Below are 23,407 nucleotides of genomic sequence, written 5' to 3' on the forward strand. Positions count from 1 at the left end.
CGGGGCGGATCGCTGCTACCACTACGCGAGCGGCCGTGAATCGCGGCGTGCCGCAGCCACGCATCGATGTCGCGCGGACGGCCTGTCGACTGCCGGTGCAGCTTCGGCGGCTGGCGCACCGTCGAACGCCGACGCACCGCGTGAACGGATAGCGACATGGATAGCGACATGCGCAACCCACCGGCACGGCACGGCGCCATCGCCGACACCCGCGATGCAGGCGGCGCGCTCGACCTGCTCGACGCGCGGCTGATGCGCATCCTGCTCGTGCTGCTCACCGAGCGCACCGTGTCGCGCGCGGCGGTGCGGCTGAACATGTCGCAGCCCGCGACGAGCGCCGCGCTCAAGCGCCTGCGCACGCTGCTCGGCGATCCGCTGCTGGTGCGCAGTCGGTACGGGATGGTGCCGACGGAGTTCGGCGCGCGGCTGATCGATCCGCTGCGCAACGCGCTGCGGGTGATCGACTTCATTCGGAGCCAGCAGCCGCGCTTCGCCGCACGCACGTCGGTGCGAACCTATCGGATCGGCTGCCCGGACTACCTGAACGTGCTGTTCGTGCCGAAGCTCGTCGCACTGTTCCGCGAACGCGCGCCCGACGCGCAGCTCGTGTTTCATCCGCTCGGCGACGGCTTCGATGCGCAGCGCGCACTCGCGGACGGCGCGCTGGACGTCGTGATCGACAACCGCCCGGCGCACCCGGCGCGGTTCCGGCACGACGCGCTGTTCGACGACCGCATCGTCTGCGTGATGCGCGCGACGCATCCGCTCGCGCGCCGCGGCGCGATGACCGCGGAAGAATTCGCGCAGGCGCCGCAGTTGTGTCCGACGCCGTCGTGGCTGGAGGCGTCCGGCGCGATCGATCGTCAGCTGCAACGCGTCGGGCTGCGACGGCGGATCGTCGTCACGCTGCCGCATTTCGAACTCGCCGCCCATGCGCTGGTGCGCTCCGATCTGGTCCTGACCACGACCTACCGGCTCGCGAGCCACTACGCGAAGCTGTTGCCGCTGGGCATCGTTGCGCTGCCGGCTCAACCACCCGACATCACGTACCGGCTCGCCTGGGACGAAACCGGCGCCTGCGCGGACGCGGTACGCTGGCTGCGCGGGCTGATCGTCGAAGCGACGCGCGCATGGCTCGACGCAGAATCCGCGCTGCCGGCCGTCACGGCCGTCGCCGCGCGTGCGCCGACGTCCATCGCCGCACCGCTCGCCGGCGCGGCGGCCGAATCCGCGCGGCGCGGTCGACGCAGGCAACCGACGCAGTGCGACGCGACACCGCAGCCGAGCGCCGCACGCGCGACGCGCGCCCATCGGATCGCGATGAAGGCGCGCTGAGGCCGGTGTGCCGACGCGCGTGCGTGGCGTCGCGTGCGGCAGCGGTCGAACGCTCGGTAAAGACTGACATCGCCACGAACGCGACTGCGATGTCCGCGCGGCGCGGCGCCATCACCGATGCAAATGCTGCGCCGTACGATGACGGAGGCGTCGTGCATCGGCGCATCGAACGACTTCGCGAGCAGCTTGGTCCAACGCGACGCAGCCGGGGCCGCTGCACGCACCGCAATGCCACATAGCCACGCGCGGACGCGCGATTTGACCACCTGCGCATCGCCCCATCAAACGACTTCACGAGCAGCCCGACCGAACATGAAACGCAACTGCGGCCGCCGCACGCAACGTACCGCCACGCCACCCCGCCACATCACCCAGCCAGAACCGCCCCATCACATACCCACATCGCGCATCGGTTGCACGAGCAACCAATATGCAACCGCAGCGCCAACCAGCGCGAGCACACCGCTCACCGTCAGCGCCGTCGAAAACCCGGCCGCGAACGCCACCGGTGCGACATCGTGCAGCACACGCGCGGCCGTCGGCGGCAGGCGTCCGAGCGCCTGCGCAAGATCGCCGGCCAGCAGGCTCGACATGAACCGCGCATCGACGAACGCGCGTACGTCCGGCATCGCGGACAGCCGTCGCACGAGCTGCGCGTGCGTACTGCCGGCCAGCACCGCCCCGAGCACGCCCACCGCCGTCACGATCGCCGAGAAGCGCGTGGTCGTGCTGATGCCCGATGCCATGCCCGTGCGGTTCCGCGGCACGCACGCGATGATCGCCTTCTGCGTGTCGCCGTTCATGATGCCCGCGCCGCAGCCCGTCACGCAGATGCCGAGCGCAACGAGCCGGTAGTCGGCGCCGGCCGTCAGCAGCGCAGTCGCAAGATTGCCGACGCCGATCAGCGCGAGGCCGCCCGCCAGCACGCCGCCGGACGACATGCGCGCGGCCAGCTTCGCGCCGAGCGACGGCCCGACGATCATCGCCAGCGCGAACGGCAGCATGCCGAGCCCCGCGTCGATCGCCGACATCCCGAACGCGTTCTGCAGATACAGCGGCAGGAACGTCATCATCACTTGCGCGCACGCCGCATAGCCGAACATCGCGACGACCGCGCCGACGAAGCGCGGCTGCCCGAACAGCGCGAGGTCGACCATCGGCCGCGCGTGGCGGCGCTCGACGGCGACGAACGCGGTCGACAGCGCGGCGGCGAGCCCGAGGCGGCCGAGCGTCGCGCCGGTCAGCCAGCCGTGCGACGGCGCGCCGATCAGCGCCGCGATCGCGCACGCGAGCGCCGCACCGAACAGCAGGCTGCCCGGCGCGTCCACGCGCGTCGCATGCGGATCGCGCGACTCCGCGATCGCCGCGCGCACGCCTGCCGCGAGCAATGCACACGCGGGCAGGTTCAGCAGGAACACCCAGCGCCAGCCGATCCATTGCGTGATCGCCCCGCCGATGAGCGGCGCGAGCGCCGTCGCGATGCCCATGCACATCCCCCAGATCGCCCACGCTCGCGCGCGTTCGCGTCCGTCCGGGAAACGGTTCGCGATGACCGCCAGTGCAGCGGTCAGCAGCATCGCGGCCCCACCGCCCTTCACGGCGCGCGCGGCGATCAGCCACGCCGCCGACGGGGCGAGGCCGCACCCAAGCGATGCGAGCGCGAACAACGCGAGGCCGGCTGCCAGCATGCGCTTGCGCCCGAAGCGATCGGCGAGGCCGCCGGCCGGCAACAGGCACGCGGCGAACGCGGTCATGTAGGCGCTGACGACCCACTCGATCTCGGCGAAGCTCGCATGAAAGCCGCGCGCGATGCTCGGCAGCGATACGGCCACGACGTTCGTGTCGAGCACGATCAGCGAGCACGTCGCGGACGCAACCGCGAGCGTCGCGGCGGCAGGCGCGCCAGCGCCGCCGCCCGAGCGGGAAACGGAGGACATGGGGGAAACGGGGGACGGCTGCGGCATCGAGCGCTCCGGAACGGGATCAACGACGCGTATGCTAGGCTTGCCCCACATTGCCCGTCATTGACACACCGGAGCCATTTGATTGACGAAAATTGCAATCATGAATCCGCTCGAATTCCGCCATGTCCGCGCGTTCCTCGCCGTCGCGGAGCACCTGCATTTCGCACGCGCGGCCGACGCGCTCGACATGGCCCCGCCCGCGCTCACGCGACAGATCCAGGAAGCCGAGCGGCTGCTCGGCGTGCGGCTGTTCGACCGCTCGCGGCGCGCGGTCACGCTGACGGCGGCCGGCGAGGCGTTCGGCGCCGACGCGCGCGCCGCGTTCGAGCATCTGCAGCGCGGCCATGAGCTCGCGCTGCGGGCCGAGCGCGGCGAAGTCGGCCGGATCGAGATCGGCTATGTGTCGTCGGCCGTCTATTCGGGCACGCTGCAGCGCACGGTCGGCGCATTCCGCGCGTCGCATCCGCGCATCGACCTGAACCTGCGCGAGGTGCCGATGGACGACGTCGCGAAGCAGCTCGACGCCGGCCGGCTCGACCTCGCATACGTACGCCCGCCGTTGCCGCTGCCGGGCGGCGTGCGGACCGTGACGCTGCAACGCGACGTGTTCGTCGCCGCCGTGCCGGCCGACTCGCGCTATGCGTCGATGCCGACGTTGCGCGCGGCCGACCTTGCCGATGCGCGCTTCGCGGTGCCCGAACAGGAGGGCGGCACGCTCGAAGTCGCACGGCGCGGCCGCTTCGCTCCGGTGATCGACGCGCGGCCGGGCGGCTTGCTCGCGGTGCTCGCGTGCGTGTCGGTGAACGGCTGCGTCGCGGTGATCCCGGACGCGCTGGCCGGCTGCGTGGCGCTGCCCGGCGTCGTATACCGGCCGCTCGCCGGCAAGCCGATCACGTCGGAGCTCGCGCTCGCGCATCGCCGCTTCGAGAAGGCGCCCGCGGTCCGCGCGTTCCTGCGCACCGTCACCGCGGCAGGCTGAGCACGCGCCGCGGCGGCCGGGCTCGTCACCGCGCGCCACCGCTCTCGCGCGAATAAGCATTGCGCGATTCGATGTTTGCCGCGGCGAAACCGATTCCGTAATCTGCCGGTCAGCCGTGCATGCCGCGCGGATTACCGAGGATTGCATACCGATGACTTCGCCCGCCTCCCCGGCCCGTCGCCGCGCGCTGCTGCGCGCGAGCGCGCTGGCCGCCGCACCGTTCGCCGGCGCCGCCGCATTCCCCGCGTGCGCGGCCGGCGCCAACCTGTCGAACGTGACGCTGGTGCTCGGCGATCAGGCCGGCGGGCTGCGCGCACTGGCCGAAGCCGCGCGCGTGCTCGACGGCGTGCCGTACCGGTTTCGCTGGGCGAATTTCCAGGGCGCCGCGCCGCTGTTCGAAGCACAGCGCGCGGGCGCGCTCGATCTCGCGCCCGCCGGCGACCTGCCCGTGCTGACGGCCGCGCTCGGCGATCCGGCGCTGCGCATCGTCGCGACGCGCGCCGGCTCGCCGACGTCGCTCGGCATCGTCGTGCAGCCCGATTCGCCGGTGCGAAGCGTCGCCGACCTCAAGGGCCGCACCGTGGTCGTATCGTCGGCGCGCGGCAGCATTTCGCAATACCAGCTGTACGGCGCGCTGCGCGAACACGGCCTCGCGGCGCGCGACGTCGACGTGCGCTTCGTGCTGCCGGTCGACGCGTTCGCCGCGTTCGAAGCGAAGCAGATCGGCATCTGGGCGACCTTCGATCCGTATTACGGGCACGTGGTGCAGCGCGGCGCGCGCGTCGTGCGCGACGGCAGCGGCATCAATTCCGGGCTGGCGTTCCTCACGTCGCCGGTCGACACGCTCGACGACCGGCTCAAGCGCGCGGCGCTGGCCGACGTGCTCGCGCGGCTCGCGCGCGCCGGCCAGTGGGCGCTCGCGCATCCGGCCGATTACGCGAGCGTCTATGCGTCGGTCACGCGGCTGCCGCGCGACGCGGCCATCGACATCGTGCGCCGGGCACCGCTCGCGCAACGCGACGTCAGCGGCACGGACATCGACGTGCTGCAGCGCGTCGCCGATCGCGCGGCCGCCGATGCGATCCTGCCGAAGCGCATCGACGTCGCGTCGATCGCGGTGCGCAACCTGTCGGCGGCGTAACCGGCTTCTCGTACGTTCAGCGCGGCCTCGACATGTCGAGATCCGGCACGTCGTCGCCGAACGTCGACGCGACCAGCGTGCGCATCGCGGCCACCAGCAGCGTCGGCCCCGACTGGTTGAACGTGCAGCGCTCGCCGGCCGCAGGCACGGCCCGATGCAGCACCGCGCGCCACGCGCCGCGGCCGCCGTCGCGCTCGAACGCGCCGAACGGCAGACGCTCGACCAGCGGTCCGCCGTCCGCCCATGCGGACGACGGCGCATACGGCGCCGGCGCGCCGCCCGGCTCGCGAATCACCGTACAGCGCGCAGCATCGACCCGCGGCGCGTCGAGCGCCTGGGCCATCGCCACCCAGAAATCGAGCGCGGCGCCGGTCAGCTCCTGAACCTGCATCGCCACCTCCTTCGGCATCGAAAGTGCCCATCGTAGCGCCGATCGCTCCGCCGCCGGGCAGCGCGAGGCGCCGCATTGCGCCTGCGCCGATACATGTTACGAATCGGCGAACCCTTCCTACAATGAACTCGACACCTGTCGACCGGTCCGCGGGGGCCGCCGCGTCGCAGCCGAATGCGCGCGCTCGGACCCGTTCGGCAGATATCGATTCGAACCTCACGGTGCAGCACCGGCCGGATCTCTGGGGAGCCGCAGCGTGCCGACGCACGCCAGGAAACCGCTGCTCTCGCTCGTCGTGCCGTTTCATGACGAAGAAGAAACGATCGGCCCGTGCTTTGCCGAAACGCTGCCGATCCTCGCGTCTGGTCGACGGCGTGCAGTTCGAAATCATCTGCGTCAACGACGGCAGCCGCGATCGCACGCTCGAGCGGCTGCTCGCGATCGCCGCCGCCGACTCGCGCGTGCGGGTCGTCGATCTCACCCGCCGCTTCGGCAAGGAAGCCGCGCTCACCGCGGGCCTCGACGAAGCGGCCGCGGCGCCGCGGTGATCCTGATCGACGCCGACCTGCAGGACCCGCCCGCGCTGATTCCCGCCATGATCGAACGCTGGCGCGACGGCGCCGAAGTCGTCGCCGCGAAGCGCACCGACCGCATGTGCGATCCGTACCTGCAGCGCGCCGCGGCCGCGCTCTACTATCGCGTCCACAACGCGCTGTCCGAGGTCGAGATGCCGGAGAACGTCGGCGATTTCCGGCTGATGGACCGCGAGGTCGTCGCTGCGCTGCGCGCGCTGCCGGAGCGGCGGCGCTTCATGAAGGGGCTGTTCGCGAGGGTCGGCTTTCGCACCGCGATCGTCGAGTACACGCGCGCGCCGCGCAGCGGCGGCCGCTCGAAGTTTTCCGGCTGGCGGCGCTGGAATTTCGCGCTCGAAGGCATCACCAGCTTCAGCACGGTGCCGCTGCGCGTATGGACTTACGTGGGCGTCACGTTCGCGCTGCTGTCGCTGCTGTATGGCGCGTTCATCGTCGTTCGGACGCTGCTGTACGGGAACCCGGTGCACGGCTACCCGTCGCTGATTTCGGTCGTGCTGTTCGTCGGCGGGATTCAGCTGATCGGCATCGGCGTGATCGGCGAATACCTCGGCCGCGTCTATCACGAATCGAAGCAGCGCCCCGTCTATCTCGTGCGGCGACGCTATCGCGCCGAGCGCGATGCGGCCGGCGCGCCAGCGTCGACGCTGCTGCAATTCCCGCTCAAGCGCACGCACGCGGCGCGCCGCCGCACGCCGATGCCCGCGGGCGGCAACGTCGCGGCGCGCAAGGCGTCGTTCAAGTAGAACGGGGCCGCGCCGCTTGAACGCCACACCGCAATCGATGCGCCGCGCGCGGCGGCCGGTCGTCGCCTGGCTCACGCCGCGCCGCGTGGTCGTGTACAGCATCGTGATGCTGGTGTTCTCCGCGCTGTTCGTCACGATCCGGGCGTGGGTCGCGCATGCGTTCCCCGAGCGCGTGCCGCCGCGCGTCGGCGCCGACTTCTCGGTGTTCTGGACCGCCTCGTACCTGATGCTGCACGGCTCGCCGGCGCAGGCGTACGACTTCTCCGCGCTCTCCCGGCTGTCGGCCGCGCTGTTCGACACGATTCGCCACGGCGCATTCGCGCCGTGGCTGTATCCGCCGACCTATCTGCAGCTCGTCACGCCGCTCGCGCTGTTGCCGTTCGCGCTCGCCTATCCGCTGTTCGTCGCGCTCGGCGTCGGCGTGCTCGGCTGCGCCGCCTGGCGGGTGGCAGGCCTCGGCGCCGTGGCCGGCGCGTCGCGCGCGGGCGCACTCGCGCTGGTCGCCGCGCCGTGCGTGTTCGTCACCGCGACGCTCGGGCAGAACGCCTTCCTCACCGCGTCGTGCGCGGCGCTCGCCGTCTATTGGGCCGAGCGCCGGCCATTGTGGGCAGGCCTGTGCATCGGGCTGCTGTCGGTGAAGCCGCAGATGGCGCTGCTGTTCCCGTTCGTGCTGATCGCCGCCCGCGCGTGGCGCACCCTCGCGTGGGCCGCGCTCGCCAGCGCCGCGTTCGTCGCGCTCAGCGTGCTGGTGTGCGGCACAGAATCGCTGCGCCTGTTCGTCGCGAGCGCGGGGCTCGCGCGCTCGATCGTGCTCGAGCACGGCGTGGTGTTCTGGCTCGTGTCGCCGACGCCGTTCGCGGCGCTGAGGCTCGCCGGCGTGCCGTTGAACGCGGCCTATGCGGCCCACGCCGGTGTCGCCGCGATCGCGATCGCCGCCGCGTGCGTCGCCTGGGCCGGCACGCGCGACGTCCGCGTGCGCGCGGCGGTGCTGGCAGTCGCGCGAAGGCGTGCGGCACGAGCGCAGCCGCGATGAAGTACAGCGCCGCGAACGCCGACACCAGCCAATTCGACAGGCGACGCGCGCGCACGTCCTGCATCACGAGCGACGCCAGCACGAGCGGCCGCCGCTTGCACAAGATAGAGCATCGGAGAACCGTCCGTCGGCGCGCCGCGTCCGGGTCCGCCTTACTGCCGCGGAGCCGTGTATTCGTCGGCGACGCGCGGGTTCAGGAGATCAGATCAGCGACGAGACCTTGTTGATCAGCGTCGTGAAGATCGACGACAGCCCCGAGCTGCCGCTGAGCACCGTGCCGACGGCCGCGAGCGCGACCACGACGATGCCGGCCAGAACCGCGTATTCGAGCGAGCTGACGCCCCGTTCATCGCGCAACAAGGTCTTGACGTATTGCAGCATGACAACCTCCGTATGACCGGGCCGCTGATCGACCGTTGATATATTGGCGCTGCACTGCTTCGGGTGGCGCATGACATTCGCCCGTTCAAGACTCATGCTGCGGCCGCTGTATCGGGCCGTCGGCGTCCCCCGGAATCCCTTCGATCGCTGCGCCGCGCGACGTGCGCGCGTCGATTGCATGAGCGCATTCAGCACGATGCGAATCACGCTATTTCGTCTATGGCATGGACAATTTTTTCGGCGATTTCCAATCATTCGGTGTCGGAATAGATTTATGAAAAAACGGTTATCGAAGCGGATCGGCGCGAATTATTTACCGTTATTTAACCGCCGCGATGCCGACGGTTCCGGGCCGGACGTAAGAATATTAACGATGATGCATATTGTTTCAGATACCTGATCGTCGGCGGTAATTCCGCACCTGTTTTCAACGGCATTGCAATTCGCGCCGGTAATTGTGCAGCGCACGGATTTACGCAAAAAAGTTCGGGAACGTCCATTGCCCCAACCGCATCCCGCTGCAGCTTTTGCGCAATGCGCGCATGCTCTCAGTTGGTCGACGCGGCCATCGCCGCGCACATCCTCGCAGCTCGCTTCCACGCGGCGCTCCCACCGTCTCCCGGAGGAACCACGATGTCGATCAGCCCCGATACACCGTCTCGCCCCGTGAAGTCGCCCGGCCCCGACCATCCGATCACGATCGAACCGCATCCGTCGCGCGTCGTCGTCAAGGCGGGCGGCAAGGTCGTCGCCGATACGCGCCGCGCGCTGGCGCTGCGCGAAGCGAGCTATCCGGCCGTGCTCTACATTCCGCGCGACGATGCCGACATGTCGCTGCTGCAGCGCACCGACCATGCGACCTACTGCCCGTACAAGGGCGATTGCGCGTACTACTCGATTCCGGCGGGCGGCGCGCGCGCCGTGAATGCGGTATGGACCTACGAGCATCCGAATCCGGCCGTCGAAGCGATTCGCGGCCATCTCGCGTTCTATCCGGATCGCGTCGATGCGATCGAGGAAAGCGCGGCCGGCAGCGATTGACCGCGACGACGGCCCACCGCGCCGTCGTTCATGCATCGTCGCACTACTGATTTGCATATGCGGATTCGTTGGTTGGCCGGCCGGACAGGCCGCCGTATCGTGCTGAGTCTCGCGCGGGGCAGTTCGCGCCCGGTTTGAGTCGGGCCACGTCGCTGCGCAGCCCATGAACTCGCCGCAGCCCGCAGGACGCCTCGATGAACGACATTTCGCCCGACACCCTCGACACGCCGCCGCAAAGCACGCGCCGCCGCCGGTGGCTGCAAGGCACCGCCGCCGCGCTCGCCGGCGTCGCGCTCGGGCCGCTCGCCGGCCTGCCCGCCCGCGCACAAGCGGGCGGCACGCGGCTGCGCATCGGCTTCCAGAAATACGGCAACTTCGTCGTGCTGAAAGCGCGCGGCACGCTCGAGAAGCGGCTCGCGAGCCAGGGCGTGACCGTGGAGTGGCTCGAGTTTCCGGCCGGCCCGCAACTGCTCGAAGGATTGAACGCGGGCGCGATCGACGTCGGCACGGTCGGCGAGACGCCGCCGATCTTCGCGCAGGCGGCCGGCGTCGACTTCGTCTACATCGGCAACGAGCCGCCCGCGCCGCGCGGCGAAGCGATCGTCGTGCTGCCCGATTCGCCGATCCGGACGCTCGCGCAGCTGCGCGGCAAGAAGGTCGCGCTCAACAAGGGTTCGAACGTCCACTACCTGCTCGTGAAGGCGCTCGAGCATGCGGGCATTCCATACACCGACATCCAGCCGATTTTCCTGACGCCCGCCGACGCGCGCGCCGCATTCGTGCAGCGCAACGTCGACGCATGGGTGATATGGGATCCGTATCTCGCGGCCGCCGAGCGTCAGCTCGGCGCGCGCGTGGTCGCGAACGGCGAAGGGCTCGTGCGCAACACGCAGTACTATCTCGCCGCGCGCCGGTACGCGCGCGCGCAGCCGCAGATCCTGCGCGCGTTGCTCGACGAAGTCGACGCGGTCGATCGCTGGGGCCGCGATCATGTCGGCGAAGTCGCCGCGCAACTGTCGCCGCTCGTCGGGCTCGACACGGCCACGCTCGAAGTCGCATTGAAGCGCACCGGCTACGGCGTGCAGCCGGTCAGCGACGCAACGCTCGCCTATCAGCAGAACATCGCCGATGCATTCAGCGCGCTGAAGCTGATTCCCGGCCGCGTGAGCGTCGCCGACGCTCGCTGAGCCGCGGTTGCCGCCGCGCTACGCGCGAGCGCTCGCACCAATGCGCCGCCACTCGTCGTAATCGATGACGAGGCCTGCGTCGTCGACCGCGATGTCGGCCGCATAGGCGCCGCTCTCATAGCGGTACACGCGCTCGGCCGTACGCGTATAGCGTTGCTCGCCGCGCACGAGCTCGAACTCCGGAAAACGCAGCCACGCGGTATGGATGACGGCCGACGCGCCGACCGTCAGTCCGAGCCGCCGGATCGGCAACGTATTGGTCGACGGGCTGAAGCCGAGATCGATGTCGGTCGCACCGTCGAGCGCCGCCGCGTGTGCGCCCTCGATCGCCCACCGCCCTACTTCGCAGCGGATCTCGAGCCGCTGCGGCGGCGCCGCGCCGTGGCGATGCACGACGCGCACCGAACGCGTGAGCCAGTCGGCGCCGCATTCGATCGCATAGTCGATGCGGAACGGCGTGCCGTCGAGCGCGCCGGCGATCGTACCCGACAGGTCGATGCCCGCGGGCGCGGGCGCGAGCCGGCACCATTCGGCGGCTTGCCAGGTGTGCAGGACCTGCCATGCGACGCATCGGACGGTCGTGGCGGCTTCAGCCCCTTGCCTCATACCGCCGTCTTCGCCGGTCACCATCCCCGCCGCCTTCACCATGCCTGCCGATAAATCGCGAGCGCATCGGCCTCCGTCACTTCGCGCGGATTGTTGACGAGCAGACGCGTCTGCACCATCGCATCCGCCGCCATCCTCGGCAGGTCGGCCTCGCCGACGCCGACTTCGCGCAGCGTGCGCGGAATGCCGGTCGCGACGATCAGCCGGTCGATCTCGTCGATCAGCGCCTGCGTCCTCGCTGCGTCGCTGCCCGTCGCCGACGGCGCGACGATCGCCGCGAGCTCCGCGTACAGCGGCGCGGCAGCCGCCGCGTTGAAGCGCAACACGTGCGGCAGCACGAGCGCGTTCGACAAGCCATGCGGCACGTGGAAAATGCCGCCGATCGGGTAAGCGAGCGCATGCACGGCCGCCACCGGCGCATTCGCGAACGCCTGACCCGCGAACATCGCGCCGACCAGCATCGCTTCGCGCGCCGCGCGATCGTGGCCGTCGTCGCATGCCTTCAGCACATTGCGCGACAGCAACGTCAGCGCGTGCACGGCCAGCATGTCCGACACCGGGTTCTTCAACCGCGCCGACGTAAAGGCTTCGATCGCGTGCACCATCGCGTCGATGCCGGTCGCTGCCGTCGCGGCGCGCGGCAGCCCGAGCGTGAGCTCGGCATCGAGGATCGCGACGTCCGCGAACAGCTGCGGCGACACCACGCCCATCTTGCGCGCTTCGCCGACCGTGACGATCGATACGGCCGTCACTTCCGAACCGGTGCCGGCCGTGGTCGGCATTTGCACGAGCGGCAGCCGCGGCGTCGCGACCTTGTCGACGCCGTACATGTAGGCCAGCGCCTGCCGGCCCGGCGCGAGCACGGCGATCAGCTTCGCGACGTCCATCGACGAGCCGCCGCCCAGGCCGAGCACGATCTCGGCGTCGGCGGCCACCGCGCGCGCGGTCGCTTCGAGCACCACGTGCTCGGGCGGATCGGCGACGACGTCGTCGATCACGCTCACCTGCCAGCCGTGCGCGGCGAGGCTCTCGAGCGCGGGTGCGAGCACGCCGCTGCGATGCAGGAACGCGTCGGTGACGACGCACAGCCGCACGAGCGACGGAAAGCGTTCGCGCAACAGCGCTCCAAGCCGGCGTGCTGCGCCGAATTCGACGATCTGCGTCGCGACGGTACGGAATTGAAACGGGTTCATCGAGCGGCTCCCGGTAGCGTCGCCGTGCCGGTGTCCGGCTGCACCATGTAGCGCGTCACGTCGCGGCGATCGAGCAGCGGAATGATCTCGCCGATGCCGATGCGCTGGAAATGCGGCGTTTCCCGATGTGCGTCGAGGCCGCCGGCGTCGCGGTAGCGCTCGAGGATCACGATGTGGTCGGGATCGACCGGCGACCGGAAGTACGCGTAGTCGAGGTTGCCCGGTTCCGCTCGCGTGGGCGGCGCGAGCTGCGCGAGCAGCTCGATCACGCGCTCGCCGTTGCCGGGTTTCGCGAAGTAATGCGCGATGACCTGCAGGTAGGGTTCGTTCATGCTGCGCTCCGGAGTCGTCGGCTGGTCGGCACGCCGACACGGCGCGCGCACCTCGACGTCGCATTGTATTGAATCGGCGCGACGCGCGCAGAGCGCGACCGTCGCGCGCTACCAGGGCACCGTGCGGCCCTGGTAATCGAGGTATTCGAGCCCCGGGCGGCGGCGCTTGTCGAGCAGGACGTTCACGAGGCCCGGCACGCTTTCGTCGATCGTCAGCCGCGCATCGGGGCCGCCGAGTTCGGTGCGGACCCAGCCGGGCGCCATCAGCACCATCGCGCGCGCCGTACCGGCCTGACGCGCGGCGAAGCTGCGCATGAACTGGTTCAGCGCGGCCTTGCTGCCGCGGTACACCTCGCGCATCCCGTTGACGTTGTTCGACACGCTGCCCTGCCCCGACGACATCGCGCCGATCAGGCCGTCCGCCGTCACGAGATCCTGCAGCGTCTCGATCGTGCGCATCGGCGCGAGCGCATTCGTGATCATCACGCGCACGAACTCGTCGGTCGTGACTTCGCCGATCGTCTCGGCCGGATCGTTGCTCGTGCCCGCGTTGACGAACAGCATGTCGAAGCGCCGCCCCGACAGGCGCGCGCGCAGCGCGGCAAGCTGCGCGGGCTCGCAGATGTCCAGCGTCTCGATGTCGAGCCGCGCGCCGACGCGCTCGGCGAGGTCGTGCAGCTTCGAGCAGCCCGAGCCCGCGCGGACCGTGCCGGTCACATGCCAACCGTGATTCAGGAACTGCTCGGCCATCGCGAGCCCGAGGCCGCGCGATGCGGCGACCAGCAGGATCGAGGGTGTGCCGGCGTGCGAGAGAGTCGGTTGCATCGTATTCACCTTGGAGATCGTTCGTCTCCGGCTACTGTAGGCGCTCGCCATCGGATGCACCAGACGCACCGAACGCAATCCACGATTGCACCGGACGCCATGTCACGCCGCGCCATGCCTTATGCTGTCGGGATGGAAGACCTCGATCTGAACCTCGTCACCGCGCTCGATGCGCTGCTCGGCGAAGCGAGCGTGACCGGCGCCGCGCGCCGGCTGGGCTTAAGCGCGTCCGCGATGAGCCGCACGCTCGCGCGCTTGCGCGCGGCCACCGGCGACCAGCTGCTCGTGCGCGCCGGACGCCGGCTCGTGCCGACGCCGCACGCGACGGCGTTGCGCGAGCGCGTGCACGCGGTCGCACGCGAAGCGCAGGCCGTGCTGCGGCCGGCAGCGGCCGACCTCGACCTCGCGACGCTGTCGGCCACCTTCACGCTGCGCGCGGCGGCGTCGTTCATGGAGATGCTGGGCGGCCCGGTCGTCGCCGCGATCGGCGACGTCGCGCCCGGCGTGCGCGTGCGCTTCGTGCCGCGGCTCGCGCGCGACCCCGGGCCGCTGCGCGACGGCTCGGTCGATCTCGACATCGGCAAGCGCGGCGACGACGCGCCGGAGTTGCACACGCGCGAGCTGTTTCTCGACGCGCACGTCGCGGTGGCGCGCAGCGGCCACCCGCTGTTCGCCGCGGCCAGAATCACGCCGGCGCGCTACGCGGCCTGCCGCCACGTGATCGCGGCGCAGCTCGGCGACTTCGGCGGCCCGGCCGACGACGGCGAGCGCACGGCGGTGGCCGCGCACAACGTCCACGTGGTCGTGCCCGGCTATCCGGACGCGATGCGCGTCGCGGCCGGCACCGACCTGATCGCGCTGGTGCCGCGCTCGAGCCTCGGCAACGCGCTCACGCCGGGGCTCGCGGATGCGCTAGGGCTGCGCAGCTTCGCGATCCCGGTCAAGTTGCCCGAGATCCTGATCTCGGCGCTGTGGCACCCGCGCATGCACGGCGACCCGGTGCATCGGCGGCTGCGCGACGTCGTCACCGACGTCTGCAAGCGTGCGTATCCGCAGCGTCGCGCGCCGCGCCGCCCGCGCTGACCGTACACGGGACTGCCGCACCGTCGTTCTCGACTCCGTTCGCGGCCGCCGTTCCGTGGCCGCCAGGCGCCGGCCGTCGCGCCACACCAAGGGGCGGCGCCCGCGGCCGTTCGGCTAAAATGCCGCACTTTCCTCCTGTCCGGCCCGCTCGCCCATGCAACCCGCCTCCTCTGCCCGATCCGCCGCTCACGGCGCCGACGACGCATCTTCCGCGCGCGACCTCGTCTACGGCCCCAACGACCGCCCGGCGCCGACGATCGCGTTCGTCGCCGCCCTGCAGCACCTGCTGGCGATCATCGTGCCGATCGTCACGCCGGGGCTGCTGATCTGCCAGGCGCTCGGCGTCTCGAGCCGCGACACGACGCTGATCGTGTCGATGTCGCTGGTGATCTCAGGCATCGCCACGTTCGTGCAGTGCAAGCGCTTCGGCCCGCTCGGCGCGGGGCTGCTGATCGTGCAGGGCACGAGCTTCAACTTCGTCGGCCCGCTGATCGCGGGCGGCAGCGTGATGGTCAAGCAAGGCACGCCGGTCGAAACGGTGATGGCCGCGATCTTCGGCGTCGTGATCGCCGGCTCGTTCGTCGAGATGGCCGTGTCGCGCATCCTGCCGTTCGTGAAGCGGCTGATCACGCCGCTCGTGACCGGCATCGTCGTGCTGCTGATCGGGCTCACGCTGATCAAGGTCGGCCTCGTCAGCATGGGCGGCGGCTACGGCGCGATGGCCAACGGCACGTTCGCGAGCGCGCAGAACCTGACGCTGTCGTGCGTCGTGCTCGGCACCATCATCGTGCTGAACCGCGTGCCGATCGTCTGGGTGCGCAGCACGGCGCTGGTGATCGCGCTCGCGATCGGCTATGCAGTCGCGGCGGCGCTCGGGCGCCTCGACTTCACCGGCATGCACCAGGCCGCGCTGTTTCAGGTGCCGACGCCGCTGCACTTCGGCATCGGCTTCTCGTGGTCGCTGTTCGTGCCGATGCTGATCATCTATCTCGTCACGTCGCTCGAAGCGATCGGCGACGTCACCGCCACCAGCAAGATCTCGAACGAGCCGGTCGAAGGGCCGGTATGGATGCGCCGGATCAAGGGCGGCGTGCTCGTGAACGGGGCGAACTCGCTGCTGGCCGGCGTGTTCAACACGTTTCCGAGCTCGGTGTTCGCGCAGAACAACGGCGTGATCCAGATCACGGGCGTCGCGAGCCGCTACGTCGGCATCTGGATCGCGGCGATGCTGGTCGTGCTCGGGCTGTTCCCGGTGGTGGCCGGCGCGCTGCAGGCGGTGCCCGAGCCGGTGCTCGGCGGCGCGGCGATGGTGATGTTCGGCGCGGTGGCCGCATCGGGCATCAACATCCTGTCCGGCGTCCACCTCGACCGCCGCGCGCTGCTGATCATCGCGGTGTCGCTCGCGCTCGGCCTCGGCGTGTCGCAGGTGCCCGACATCCTGAACAGCCTGCCGCATGCGCTGAAGAACGTGCTGGCATCGGGTGTCGCGACGGGCGGCATCTGCGCGCTGGTGATGAACTGGTTTCTGCCGGAACGGCAGTAACGCCACCGACGCCGGCACGGCGCGATCTGATCGTCGCGCTCGGCGACGCCGGCCGCCGCTGCTTGGCCCGCCGCCCGGCAGCCGCTAGAATCGCACCATGTCGCCAGCCACCTCCATCGCCCCGCCCGAAATCGCCACCGTCCCGATCAAGGAACGGGCGACCATCGTGTGCTATCGCGCCGAGCAGGTGCTGCTGGTCGCCCGCATGTCGTCGCGCTGGGCGCTGCCGGGCGGCACGATCAAACGCGGCGAAACGCCGCTCGAAGCCGCGCATCGCGAATTGCTCGAGGAAACCGGCATCGTCGGGCAAAGCCTCGTCTATTCGATGCAGTTCAGCGGGCTCGCGAAGGTGCACCACGTGTTCTTCGCGGAAGTCGGCCCCGAACACAAGCCGACCGCCAGCAACGAGATCGACAAGTGCAAGTGGTTCGCGATCGATCGCGTCGCGGCGCTGCGCGCCAGCATCCCGACCAAGCGCATCGTCGAACTGGTCTACCGGCACGAGATCCTCGCCTAGGTAGACGCCCCAGCCCCGCCGGCTCGCACGAGCCGATATCATGCGCCCACGGTCCGTCGTCGCGTTCCCTCTCGAGCGAGCTGCAGATGAACAGTGCGTACACCTACCGCGGATACACGATCGATGTCCGCTGCGAATTCCGGCTCGACCTGCCGCACGCGCGCGCGTCGCTGGCCGATCCGCCCCGGTTCGGGTTCGTCGCCATCGTGCAGGTGCGCGCGGGCGAGCGCGCCACGCGGCTGCTCGCGCCGATCCGGCTCGCCGACGACGGCGGCCGCCTGTTCGACACGACGCGCACCGCGCTGTGCGCGGGCCAGGCCGCTGCCGAGATCATCGTCGACGATTTGCTGGCCGACGCCGGTTGCGCGAACGGGCGCGCCCGCTCGTAACGCGCCGGCGTCAGTGCATCCGCTTCCTGCGGAATTCGTGCGTCGAGTAGACGGCGAGAAAGATGCCGAGCATCGCGATGCCGGATGCCAGGAAGTCGTGGGCGGCGCCCGTGCCGTTCAGCGATTTCGGAAAGAGGTCGAGGCTCAATCCCGCCGCGGCCAGCAGCACGCCTGCCGCGACACCCCATGCCGGTCCGATGGTCGTTTCTTTCGTGTTTTTCATACAGCACCCGTCTACAGTCGTTGCCAGGCGGTGTGCGCGCATTGCGCCGCGTTCACCGCTCACGTCCGCACTATAACGAGGAAAAAAATACCGCGGGTTCGGTGCTTTTCCCCATCAAGTTTTTGCCTCGCGCGGCCGATCTAAGCCGCGCCGTCCGCTGCTATCACGTTCGGCCGAGCGCGCTCGTTCGTTCGCGGCGCGCCGCACTGCGGCGACGCTGAGGCGGAACGTGCGCCGCCAAGCCAGCCCCTTTACGCGTGGACGCAGAATTTACCGTTCGTTGCAAACCTGTCCACACTGTGGGCGCCGCGCGCGGCTATGCTTCGGTCCATCCACAATCATGATGGAAGGGGACAAAACAATGAACAATCGATTCTGGAAGGCCGCGTTGTGCGCAGCGATGGTGCCGTTCGCGCTGGCTGCGTGCGGCGGCGGCGGCGGCGGCGGCGGCGACGGCGGCAGCACGCAAACCGGCACGCTGCACGTCGCGATGACCGATGCGCCGTCATGCGGCTTCGATCATGTCTATGTGACGGTGTCGCAGGTCCGCGTCAATGCGAATGCGAATGCTGCCGATAACGATGCAGGGTGGTCCACCGTCGCGCTGACGACGCCGCAGAAAATCGACCTGCTGTCGCTGACCAACGGCGTCCTCGCCGATCTCGGCCAGACCGCGCTGCCCGCCGGCCAATATCAGCAAGTGCGGCTCGTGCTCGCGCAAAACCAGGGCAACAGTCTCGCGAATTCGGTCGTCCCGACCGGCGGCACCGAGCAGGCGCTCGCCACGCCGAGCGCGACGCAAAGCGGCTACAAGATCATCCAGCCGTTTACGGTGCAGCCGAACACGCTCGTCGACCTCGTGCTCGACTTCAACGCGTGCAAGTCGATCGTCCAGCGCGGCAACGGTACCTATGCGCTGAAGCCTGTCGTCACCGCCACGCCGACCGTGGTGAGCGGCGCGATCGCGGGCTACGTCGCCGCGGCGGAAGCCGGCGCGACCGTCTATGCGGAGCAAGGCGGCAAGGTCGTGCGCGGCACGGTGGCCGACAGCACCGGCAAGTTCGTGCTGTCGCCGCTGATCCAGAGTTCGACGCAGGGCAACTACGACGTCGTGATCGTGCAGAACAGCTTCGCGTCGGGCATCGTGCGCTCGGTGCCGGTCGTGGTGAACACCACCACTTCCGTATCGGCGCAGAGCGCGCCGATCGCGCTGCCGGCATCGACGATGAGTACGGTCAGCGGCACGGTGACGCCGAGCGCCGACGCGCTGGTGCGCGCATTGCAGACCATCGACGCGAACCCGTACGAGATCGCGTCGATCAACGCGAACATGGACACCGGCGCGTATGCGCTGAACCTGCCCGCGGCCGCACCGATCGTCGGCACCTACTCGGGCACGTTGCCGGTCGCGCTCGCCGCGTCGCCGGGCGCCGCCGGTCAATACACGATCGAGGCGGACGCAGCGTCGGGCGCGACGCAAGCGACGAACGTCAACGCAACCACCAGCCAGTCGAACGTCAATTTCACGTTCTGACGCTCGGCAGCAACCACGAAAGGGCCGCACGGCCCTTTCCTCGATAACGGGAGAACGATGTGAAGAAAGGGGTTATTGCGCTGCTCGCGGCAGCGAGCGTGGTGGGCGCACTCAGCGGATGTGTCGCCTACGTGCCGGGCGCGCCGGTCGTCGTCGCGCCGCAGGGCGGACCGGGCAACGGATTCTGTCCGCCCGGCCAGGCGAAGAAAGGCAATTGCTGATGGCACGAAGCCCGCTTCCCAAGCGGGCTTTTTTTCGTCGGCGGCCAGACCGGCACGACGGCAGCGCGGCATCGGGACGTGGCGCAATCGGGGCGCGTTCCGATGCTCGGCAAGCGCGCAGCGCCATCGTTTCGACATGGCGTCCGGATCAATTCAACGTTCCGACTTTATCAAGCGCAGACACCCTGCCCCAACGCCGCGAACGAACGTCGCACATCGTACGCAGCCTGCGCAGCATTCCCTAATTTCAACGATCCGATGCGCCTTTTCCAGCGGGCCTCCGAGCGCGAAATGCGGATTTGCAGGCCGTCGATTCGATGAAATGGCCGCGACATGCCATGCTTATCCTCATATCAACCGGCGCCGATCGTCCCTACTCTGCCGATTCCGTGCATCGCTTCCGCGACCTTCGTGCATTCGACGCGACGTCGCACCCGGAAATACCCGCACATCCTGACGGCAGGTGATCGTGAACCCCAATCTTCGCAATGCCGCGCTCGGCGCCGCACTCCTACTTTCTCTTTCTGCATGCGGAGGCGGTACATCGTCATCTACCACCGGCGCCGTTTATATGGGGCCGCTGCGCAACGCGTCGGTCAGCGTCTATGCGGTCGCGGCCGACGGCTCCGCGTCGGACCAGCCGATCGCCCATGCGGTGACCCGCGACGACGGCACGTTCGTGCTCGGCGGCGCCGTGCACTATCCGGTGCTCGTGCGCGCCACGGGCGGCGTGTATGACGAGGAAGCGACCGGTACGCGCACGGCGCTGCAAGGCGACATCGAAGCCGTCTTCACGGCTGCGCCGGCGCGCATGATCGTGTCGGTCTATTCGAACGCGATCGTTCAGGCGGCACGCGCCGCAGGCGGCTTGACCAGCGCGAACCTCGCGGCGGCGATGGTGCAGGTCAACGCGTTCGCCGGCGGGTTCGACGTGCAGCAGACCGCACCGGCGTTCGTCGCGCCCGGTACGGCGCTCGCTGCCGCCGATCTGTCCGACGGCGCAAAAATGGCGCTGGCGCTCGGCGCCGAATCGCAGAGCCGCACCGACACCGGCGCATCGGTTCAGGACAGCACGCAGAACATCGTCGCGCAATCGGCCAACGGCGACACGCTGGCCGAGTGCAATACCGGCGCCGGCAATCCCGCGGCCGATGGGACGCTCGCTGCGCCGCCCGGCGGAAATTGCGCGGTGACGACCGGCGCGGCCGGCTACGCGGCGAATCCGCTCAATCGTTCGGGCATCGCGTCGGTGGCGATGCTCAAGCCGGTCGTCCCCGGCAAGCCGGCGACGATCACGGTCAGCGACGGCGCATGCCGCGATCGCGTCGCGCTCTACAACGAGCAGTTGCCGCTCTTCACGAGCCGCAAGAACGACGTACAGGCGCGGCTCGGACACAACGTGACAGTCGACAACTGGTCGAGCTTCGCCGACGGCGGCTCGTGGGGCCCGCGCGCGGCCGTGTACGGCGCGATCACGACGGCGTCGTGCGCCGGCGACGTCGCGACGTTCCAGCGCGAGCTGTTGCTGGCAACCGAGAACTACTGGGTCGACCAGGAATTGAACTACTGCCATCACCATATTCCGGGCTGGCTGCCGCCGGCTTCGCGCCCGTCGTTCTTCAACTCGGATACGTCGTCGAAGTCCATGACCTGCGCGCCGCATCGACGCAGCAACGGCGCGCAGACCACCGCGACGCTCGCCAACGCCGACATCAAGTGGCAAGGCGTCGACTGTTCGGACTTCACGTCGTGGGCCTACGATTTTGCCGGCATCACGCACGCAAGCGGCAACCTGCAGACGGGCATCGGCACGCAGGCATGCTCGATCGGTTCGGACCCGCTCGCGGCCGTGACCGACCAGGCCGGCGTGCTGCTCGACATCAATCAGGACAACGTCGCGCAATTCGTCGATCATCTGCGCCCCGGCGATCTGCTGTACATCACCGAAACCGCGCATCCGCAAGCGGCGCCGCAGAGCATGATGTCGGGCTTCGTCGTGTCGCACGTGGTCACGTGGACGGGCAAGCGCTTCAGCGACCTGCGCAACGGCCCCGAAGGCCAACGCTACGATCCGGCGGTGGCCGGCGCGAGCGGCTCGCGTCTGGGCGGCGATTTCGGCGGCTTCTTCTCGCGTGCGGACGGCGGAACGACCAAGGTGCAGCCGTCCGAAATCGGCACGACCGACATGGACCCGTGGATGATCATCGACAGCCACTATGCGGGGCCGGCGTACCGTCCGTTCATCCTCAAGACGCCGAAGCTGAACGCCGACTGGTACGTGACGAGCCTGTCGCACGTGCGCCGCGTGATCGCCCCGGAATCGGCCAGCGCCGATCCCGTGCTCGCACCGCTCACCATCACGAAGGAAGCGACGGGCCATGGGCAATTCAGCCGCTACGTTGTGCTGAGTTCGCCCGCGGGGCGCGCGGCGACGAATGCGCACAAGCTCGTCTATCAACTGTCCGGCGCGAAGGGCGTGCCGACGTGCTACCGCACGCCTGCCGACGCCCCCGCGCAATGACGGCGCGACGAATGCCGACCGCGTCGGCTTCGTCGGCTCCGTCGCCAACGGCGACGACCTAAATGCGCGCTGGCGGCGGCGTCTGCAGGTCGTCGTCCGGCAGCACGCCGAGCGGCACGAAGATGTAGCCGCGGCCGCGTACGGTGCGGATATAGCGATAGTCGCCGAGCGCGCCCTCGACCACGTTGCGCAGCCTGAAAACCAACACGCCGAGCCCGCGCTCCGCGCGCCCGGCGACGGCCGGCCCGAGCCGCGCGAGGATCTCCGCGCGCGACAGCACACGCATCGGCTGCGCGATGAACACTTCGAGCAATGCGAATTCGCTCGCGCGCAGCCCGAGATCTTCGCCCGCGCGCGTCGCGCGGCGCGTCACGAAATCCACGTCGATGTCGCCGAACGCATAGCGATCGACGTGGCGCGGCGCGCGCGCCGCATGCCTGCGGATGGCGCAGCGCACGCGCACCGCGAACTCCATCGGCTCGAACGGCAAGACGAGATAGTCGTCGGCGCCGGCCTCGAACGCGACGAGCTTGTCCGCCAACTGCGCGCTGCTGCCGAGCACGATCACCGGCAGGTCGCAACCCGCGCACCGCAGCGCGTCGAGCGCCGCGCAGACTGCCGTGCCCTGCGGCTCGAAGCGCAGCACGATCAACGCGGGCGCCACCGCGGCGACGCGCGCGCGCAGCATCGATACGTCGTCGAGCACCGACATGGCGATGTCACAGCCGCGCAGCAACGCACGAATCATGCCGCGCATGCGCGGGTCCGGCTCTGCGACGAGTACTTTTGTCAGCATCGGAAATCGTCCAGCAGGACAGCGGCGTGCGCGTCGTCGCCATCACGCCGACGTGCCGACGACGACGCGCGTACCGGCTTCGGCACGGCGCGACCGCCTAAACATGCAGACAGCAATCGAGGCTCATCAGGAAGTATTCGAAGCTCTTGCGGATCGACGTCCCGACCTCGCGCACGTCGCGCGCGTCCGGCGCGCGGCCGAGCAGCGTCGCGACGATATCGAGCGCCTCCCACGGATGGCGGTCGTCGTACTCGGCATGCAGCCTCAGCCAGCGCATCGCGCGATGCCGCACCGACGCATCGAACTTCTCCTCGTATGGCGACGCGCACAGCAGCGCGCTCCACTCGCCCGTGACGCCTTCGATCGCGTAGTTCGTCGCGGCGATGCTCGGCGCCAGCGCGTCCGCGCTGCCGCTCTTCCAGCACCAGTGGCTCAGCGCGAAGCCGGCGAGCGGCGCGTCGGCGCCGAGCAGCATGTCGCGCGTCACGCCGGACTCGGCGGCCCAGTTGGCCCAGTGATCGACGTGATTCTGCTCGACGCGGATATTGCGGATCAGATAGCGCCGCGCCTTCTCGTCGCCGGGCGACCGGTACGCGGCGGTCTTCACGAGGTTCATCGCCATGTACTCGGGAAACTGGCTGACCACCGCCCAGCCGGTCACGAAGAACGTGCGCAGTTGCGCCGCCGTCAGCGTCCCGTCGATCATCGCCGCGAACACGGGATGCGCGCGGATGCGGGCCTTCAGCTCGTCGGTCGCGCCTACCACGTCGCGCAGCCACGCCGGATAGCTGGCCAGGTCCATGATGTCGCCGCTCAGCTCGAATGGAGCATTCATC

22 protein-coding genes and 2 pseudogenes are annotated in these 23,407 nt (G+C 69.5%); 14 read left to right on the top strand and 10 right to left on the bottom strand.

Annotated features, from left to right (window positions below; translation table 11 throughout):
• The first annotated feature begins 156 nt into the window (after nucleotides 1–156).
• Nucleotides 157–1,335 (top strand): LysR family transcriptional regulator, encoded by a 1,179-nt coding sequence (locus tag AK36_RS06570; protein WP_224383348.1) that lies wholly within the window; start codon nucleotides 157–159, stop codon nucleotides 1,333–1,335.
• 389 nt (nucleotides 1,336–1,724) lie between these two features.
• Here AK36_RS06570 and AK36_RS06575 read toward each other — a convergent pair whose 3' ends face one another.
• Nucleotides 1,725–3,299, bottom strand: a complete 1,575-nt coding sequence (locus tag AK36_RS06575) for an MFS transporter (RefSeq protein WP_045578135.1) — start codon at nucleotides 3,297–3,299, stop codon at nucleotides 1,725–1,727.
• A gap of 100 nt (nucleotides 3,300–3,399) precedes the next feature.
• Here AK36_RS06575 and AK36_RS06580 point away from each other — a divergent pair, with 100 nt between their 5' ends.
• A complete protein-coding gene (locus tag AK36_RS06580; protein WP_045578136.1) occupies nucleotides 3,400–4,278 on the top strand; it encodes a LysR family transcriptional regulator in 879 nt (292 codons plus the stop codon).
• Between the two features lie 151 nt (nucleotides 4,279–4,429).
• On the top strand, nucleotides 4,430–5,419 hold the full coding sequence (locus AK36_RS06585; RefSeq protein ID WP_045578137.1) for an ABC transporter substrate-binding protein: 990 nt from the start codon (nucleotides 4,430–4,432) through the stop codon (nucleotides 5,417–5,419).
• Between the two features lie 16 nt (nucleotides 5,420–5,435).
• On the opposite strand, the gene AK36_RS06590 is transcribed toward AK36_RS06585, so the two are convergent.
• A complete protein-coding gene (locus tag AK36_RS06590; protein ID WP_011881903.1) occupies nucleotides 5,436–5,810 on the bottom strand; it encodes a phage protein NinX family protein in 375 nt (124 codons plus the stop codon).
• A 256-nt stretch (nucleotides 5,811–6,066) separates the two neighbouring features.
• Between AK36_RS06590 and AK36_RS06595 the strand changes: the two are divergent.
• Nucleotides 6,067–7,146: pseudogene (locus tag AK36_RS06595) on the top strand (glycosyltransferase family 2 protein).
• Nucleotides 7,147–7,162: 16 nt separating this feature from the next.
• Nucleotides 7,163–8,146 (top strand): annotated as a pseudogene (locus AK36_RS06600) (glycosyltransferase family 87 protein); the annotation flags it as partial.
• 234 nt (nucleotides 8,147–8,380) lie between these two features.
• Here the strand turns inward: AK36_RS06600 and AK36_RS06605 are convergent.
• Nucleotides 8,381–8,560 carry a Flp family type IVb pilin gene (locus tag AK36_RS06605; RefSeq protein ID WP_011881902.1) on the bottom strand — a complete coding sequence of 60 codons (180 nt, stop codon included), beginning with the start codon at nucleotides 8,558–8,560 and terminating at the stop codon, nucleotides 8,381–8,383.
• Between the two features lie 633 nt (nucleotides 8,561–9,193).
• Between AK36_RS06605 and AK36_RS06610 the strand changes: the two genes are divergently transcribed.
• Together AK36_RS06610 and AK36_RS06615 are read left to right on the top strand one after the other, a co-directional pair.
• The gene (locus tag AK36_RS06610; RefSeq protein WP_045578138.1) at nucleotides 9,194–9,601 is read left to right on the top strand and encodes a DUF427 domain-containing protein; all 408 of its coding nucleotides are present in this window, start codon (nucleotides 9,194–9,196) and stop codon (nucleotides 9,599–9,601) included.
• A 194-nt stretch (nucleotides 9,602–9,795) separates the two neighbouring features.
• Entirely contained in the window at nucleotides 9,796–10,788 is a 993-nt protein-coding gene (locus AK36_RS06615; RefSeq protein WP_045578139.1) for a sulfonate ABC transporter substrate-binding protein, read from the top strand.
• 18 nt (nucleotides 10,789–10,806) lie between these two features.
• Here AK36_RS06615 and AK36_RS06620 read toward each other — a convergent pair whose 3' ends face one another.
• The 4 genes from AK36_RS06620 to AK36_RS06635 form a co-directional block, all read right to left on the bottom strand.
• A complete protein-coding gene (locus AK36_RS06620; RefSeq protein ID WP_045578451.1) occupies nucleotides 10,807–11,394 on the bottom strand; it encodes a putative glycolipid-binding domain-containing protein in 588 nt (195 codons plus the stop codon).
• Nucleotides 11,395–11,429: 35 nt separating this feature from the next.
• Nucleotides 11,430–12,587, bottom strand: coding sequence for an iron-containing alcohol dehydrogenase (locus tag AK36_RS06625; RefSeq protein WP_045578140.1), 1,158 nt, complete (start codon nucleotides 12,585–12,587; stop codon nucleotides 11,430–11,432).
• Entirely contained in the window at nucleotides 12,584–12,919 is a 336-nt protein-coding gene (locus AK36_RS06630) for a putative quinol monooxygenase (protein WP_045578452.1), read from the bottom strand. The genes AK36_RS06625 and AK36_RS06630 overlap by 4 nt, the downstream gene beginning before the upstream one ends.
• A gap of 108 nt (nucleotides 12,920–13,027) precedes the next feature.
• Nucleotides 13,028–13,744: an SDR family oxidoreductase gene (locus AK36_RS06635; protein ID WP_045578141.1), complete on the bottom strand. Its 717-nt coding sequence runs from the start codon at nucleotides 13,742–13,744 to the stop codon at nucleotides 13,028–13,030.
• 132 nt (nucleotides 13,745–13,876) lie between these two features.
• Here AK36_RS06635 and AK36_RS06640 point away from each other — a divergent pair, with 132 nt between their 5' ends.
• The 4 genes from AK36_RS06640 (at nucleotide 13,877) to AK36_RS06655 (ending at nucleotide 17,276) form a co-directional block, all read left to right on the top strand.
• On the top strand, nucleotides 13,877–14,827 hold the full coding sequence (locus tag AK36_RS06640; protein WP_034193793.1) for a LysR family transcriptional regulator: 951 nt from the start codon (nucleotides 13,877–13,879) through the stop codon (nucleotides 14,825–14,827).
• Between the two features lie 154 nt (nucleotides 14,828–14,981).
• Nucleotides 14,982–16,370: a nucleobase:cation symporter-2 family protein gene (locus tag AK36_RS06645; RefSeq protein ID WP_014725150.1), complete on the top strand. Its 1,389-nt coding sequence runs from the start codon at nucleotides 14,982–14,984 to the stop codon at nucleotides 16,368–16,370.
• 97 nt (nucleotides 16,371–16,467) lie between these two features.
• Nucleotides 16,468–16,887, top strand: a complete 420-nt coding sequence (locus tag AK36_RS06650) for an NUDIX hydrolase (protein ID WP_011881893.1) — start codon at nucleotides 16,468–16,470, stop codon at nucleotides 16,885–16,887.
• An 86-nt stretch (nucleotides 16,888–16,973) separates the two neighbouring features.
• Entirely contained in the window at nucleotides 16,974–17,276 is a 303-nt protein-coding gene (locus tag AK36_RS06655; RefSeq protein WP_011881892.1) for a hypothetical protein, read from the top strand.
• 10 nt (nucleotides 17,277–17,286) lie between these two features.
• Here AK36_RS06655 and AK36_RS06660 read toward each other — a convergent pair whose 3' ends face one another.
• Nucleotides 17,287–17,499 (bottom strand): hypothetical protein, encoded by a 213-nt coding sequence (locus AK36_RS06660; protein ID WP_014725152.1) that lies wholly within the window; start codon nucleotides 17,497–17,499, stop codon nucleotides 17,287–17,289.
• Between the two features lie 361 nt (nucleotides 17,500–17,860).
• Between AK36_RS06660 and AK36_RS06665 the strand changes: the two genes are divergently transcribed.
• The 3 genes from AK36_RS06665 to AK36_RS06670 all read left to right on the top strand — a co-directional run bounded on the left by AK36_RS06665 (nucleotide 17,861) and on the right by AK36_RS06670 (nucleotide 21,775).
• The gene (locus tag AK36_RS06665; protein WP_045578142.1) at nucleotides 17,861–19,033 is read left to right on the top strand and encodes a DUF4382 domain-containing protein; all 1,173 of its coding nucleotides are present in this window, start codon (nucleotides 17,861–17,863) and stop codon (nucleotides 19,031–19,033) included.
• A 59-nt stretch (nucleotides 19,034–19,092) separates the two neighbouring features.
• On the top strand, nucleotides 19,093–19,254 hold the full coding sequence (locus AK36_RS33905) for a hypothetical protein (protein WP_011881889.1): 162 nt from the start codon (nucleotides 19,093–19,095) through the stop codon (nucleotides 19,252–19,254).
• 571 nt (nucleotides 19,255–19,825) lie between these two features.
• Nucleotides 19,826–21,775: a hypothetical protein gene (locus AK36_RS06670; protein WP_045578143.1), complete on the top strand. Its 1,950-nt coding sequence runs from the start codon at nucleotides 19,826–19,828 to the stop codon at nucleotides 21,773–21,775.
• Nucleotides 21,776–21,833: 58 nt separating this feature from the next.
• Here AK36_RS06670 and AK36_RS06675 read toward each other — a convergent pair whose 3' ends face one another.
• Together AK36_RS06675 and AK36_RS06680 are read right to left on the bottom strand one after the other, a co-directional pair.
• Nucleotides 21,834–22,571 (bottom strand): winged helix-turn-helix domain-containing protein, encoded by a 738-nt coding sequence (locus AK36_RS06675; protein ID WP_045578144.1) that lies wholly within the window; start codon nucleotides 22,569–22,571, stop codon nucleotides 21,834–21,836.
• Between the two features lie 97 nt (nucleotides 22,572–22,668).
• A complete protein-coding gene (locus AK36_RS06680; protein ID WP_011881886.1) occupies nucleotides 22,669–23,406 on the bottom strand; it encodes an iron-containing redox enzyme family protein in 738 nt (245 codons plus the stop codon).
• Nucleotide 23,407: the final 1 nt, after the last annotated feature.

It is taken from the genome of Burkholderia vietnamiensis LMG 10929 (assembly GCF_000959445.1).
Taxonomy (GTDB): domain Bacteria; phylum Pseudomonadota; class Gammaproteobacteria; order Burkholderiales; family Burkholderiaceae; genus Burkholderia; species Burkholderia vietnamiensis.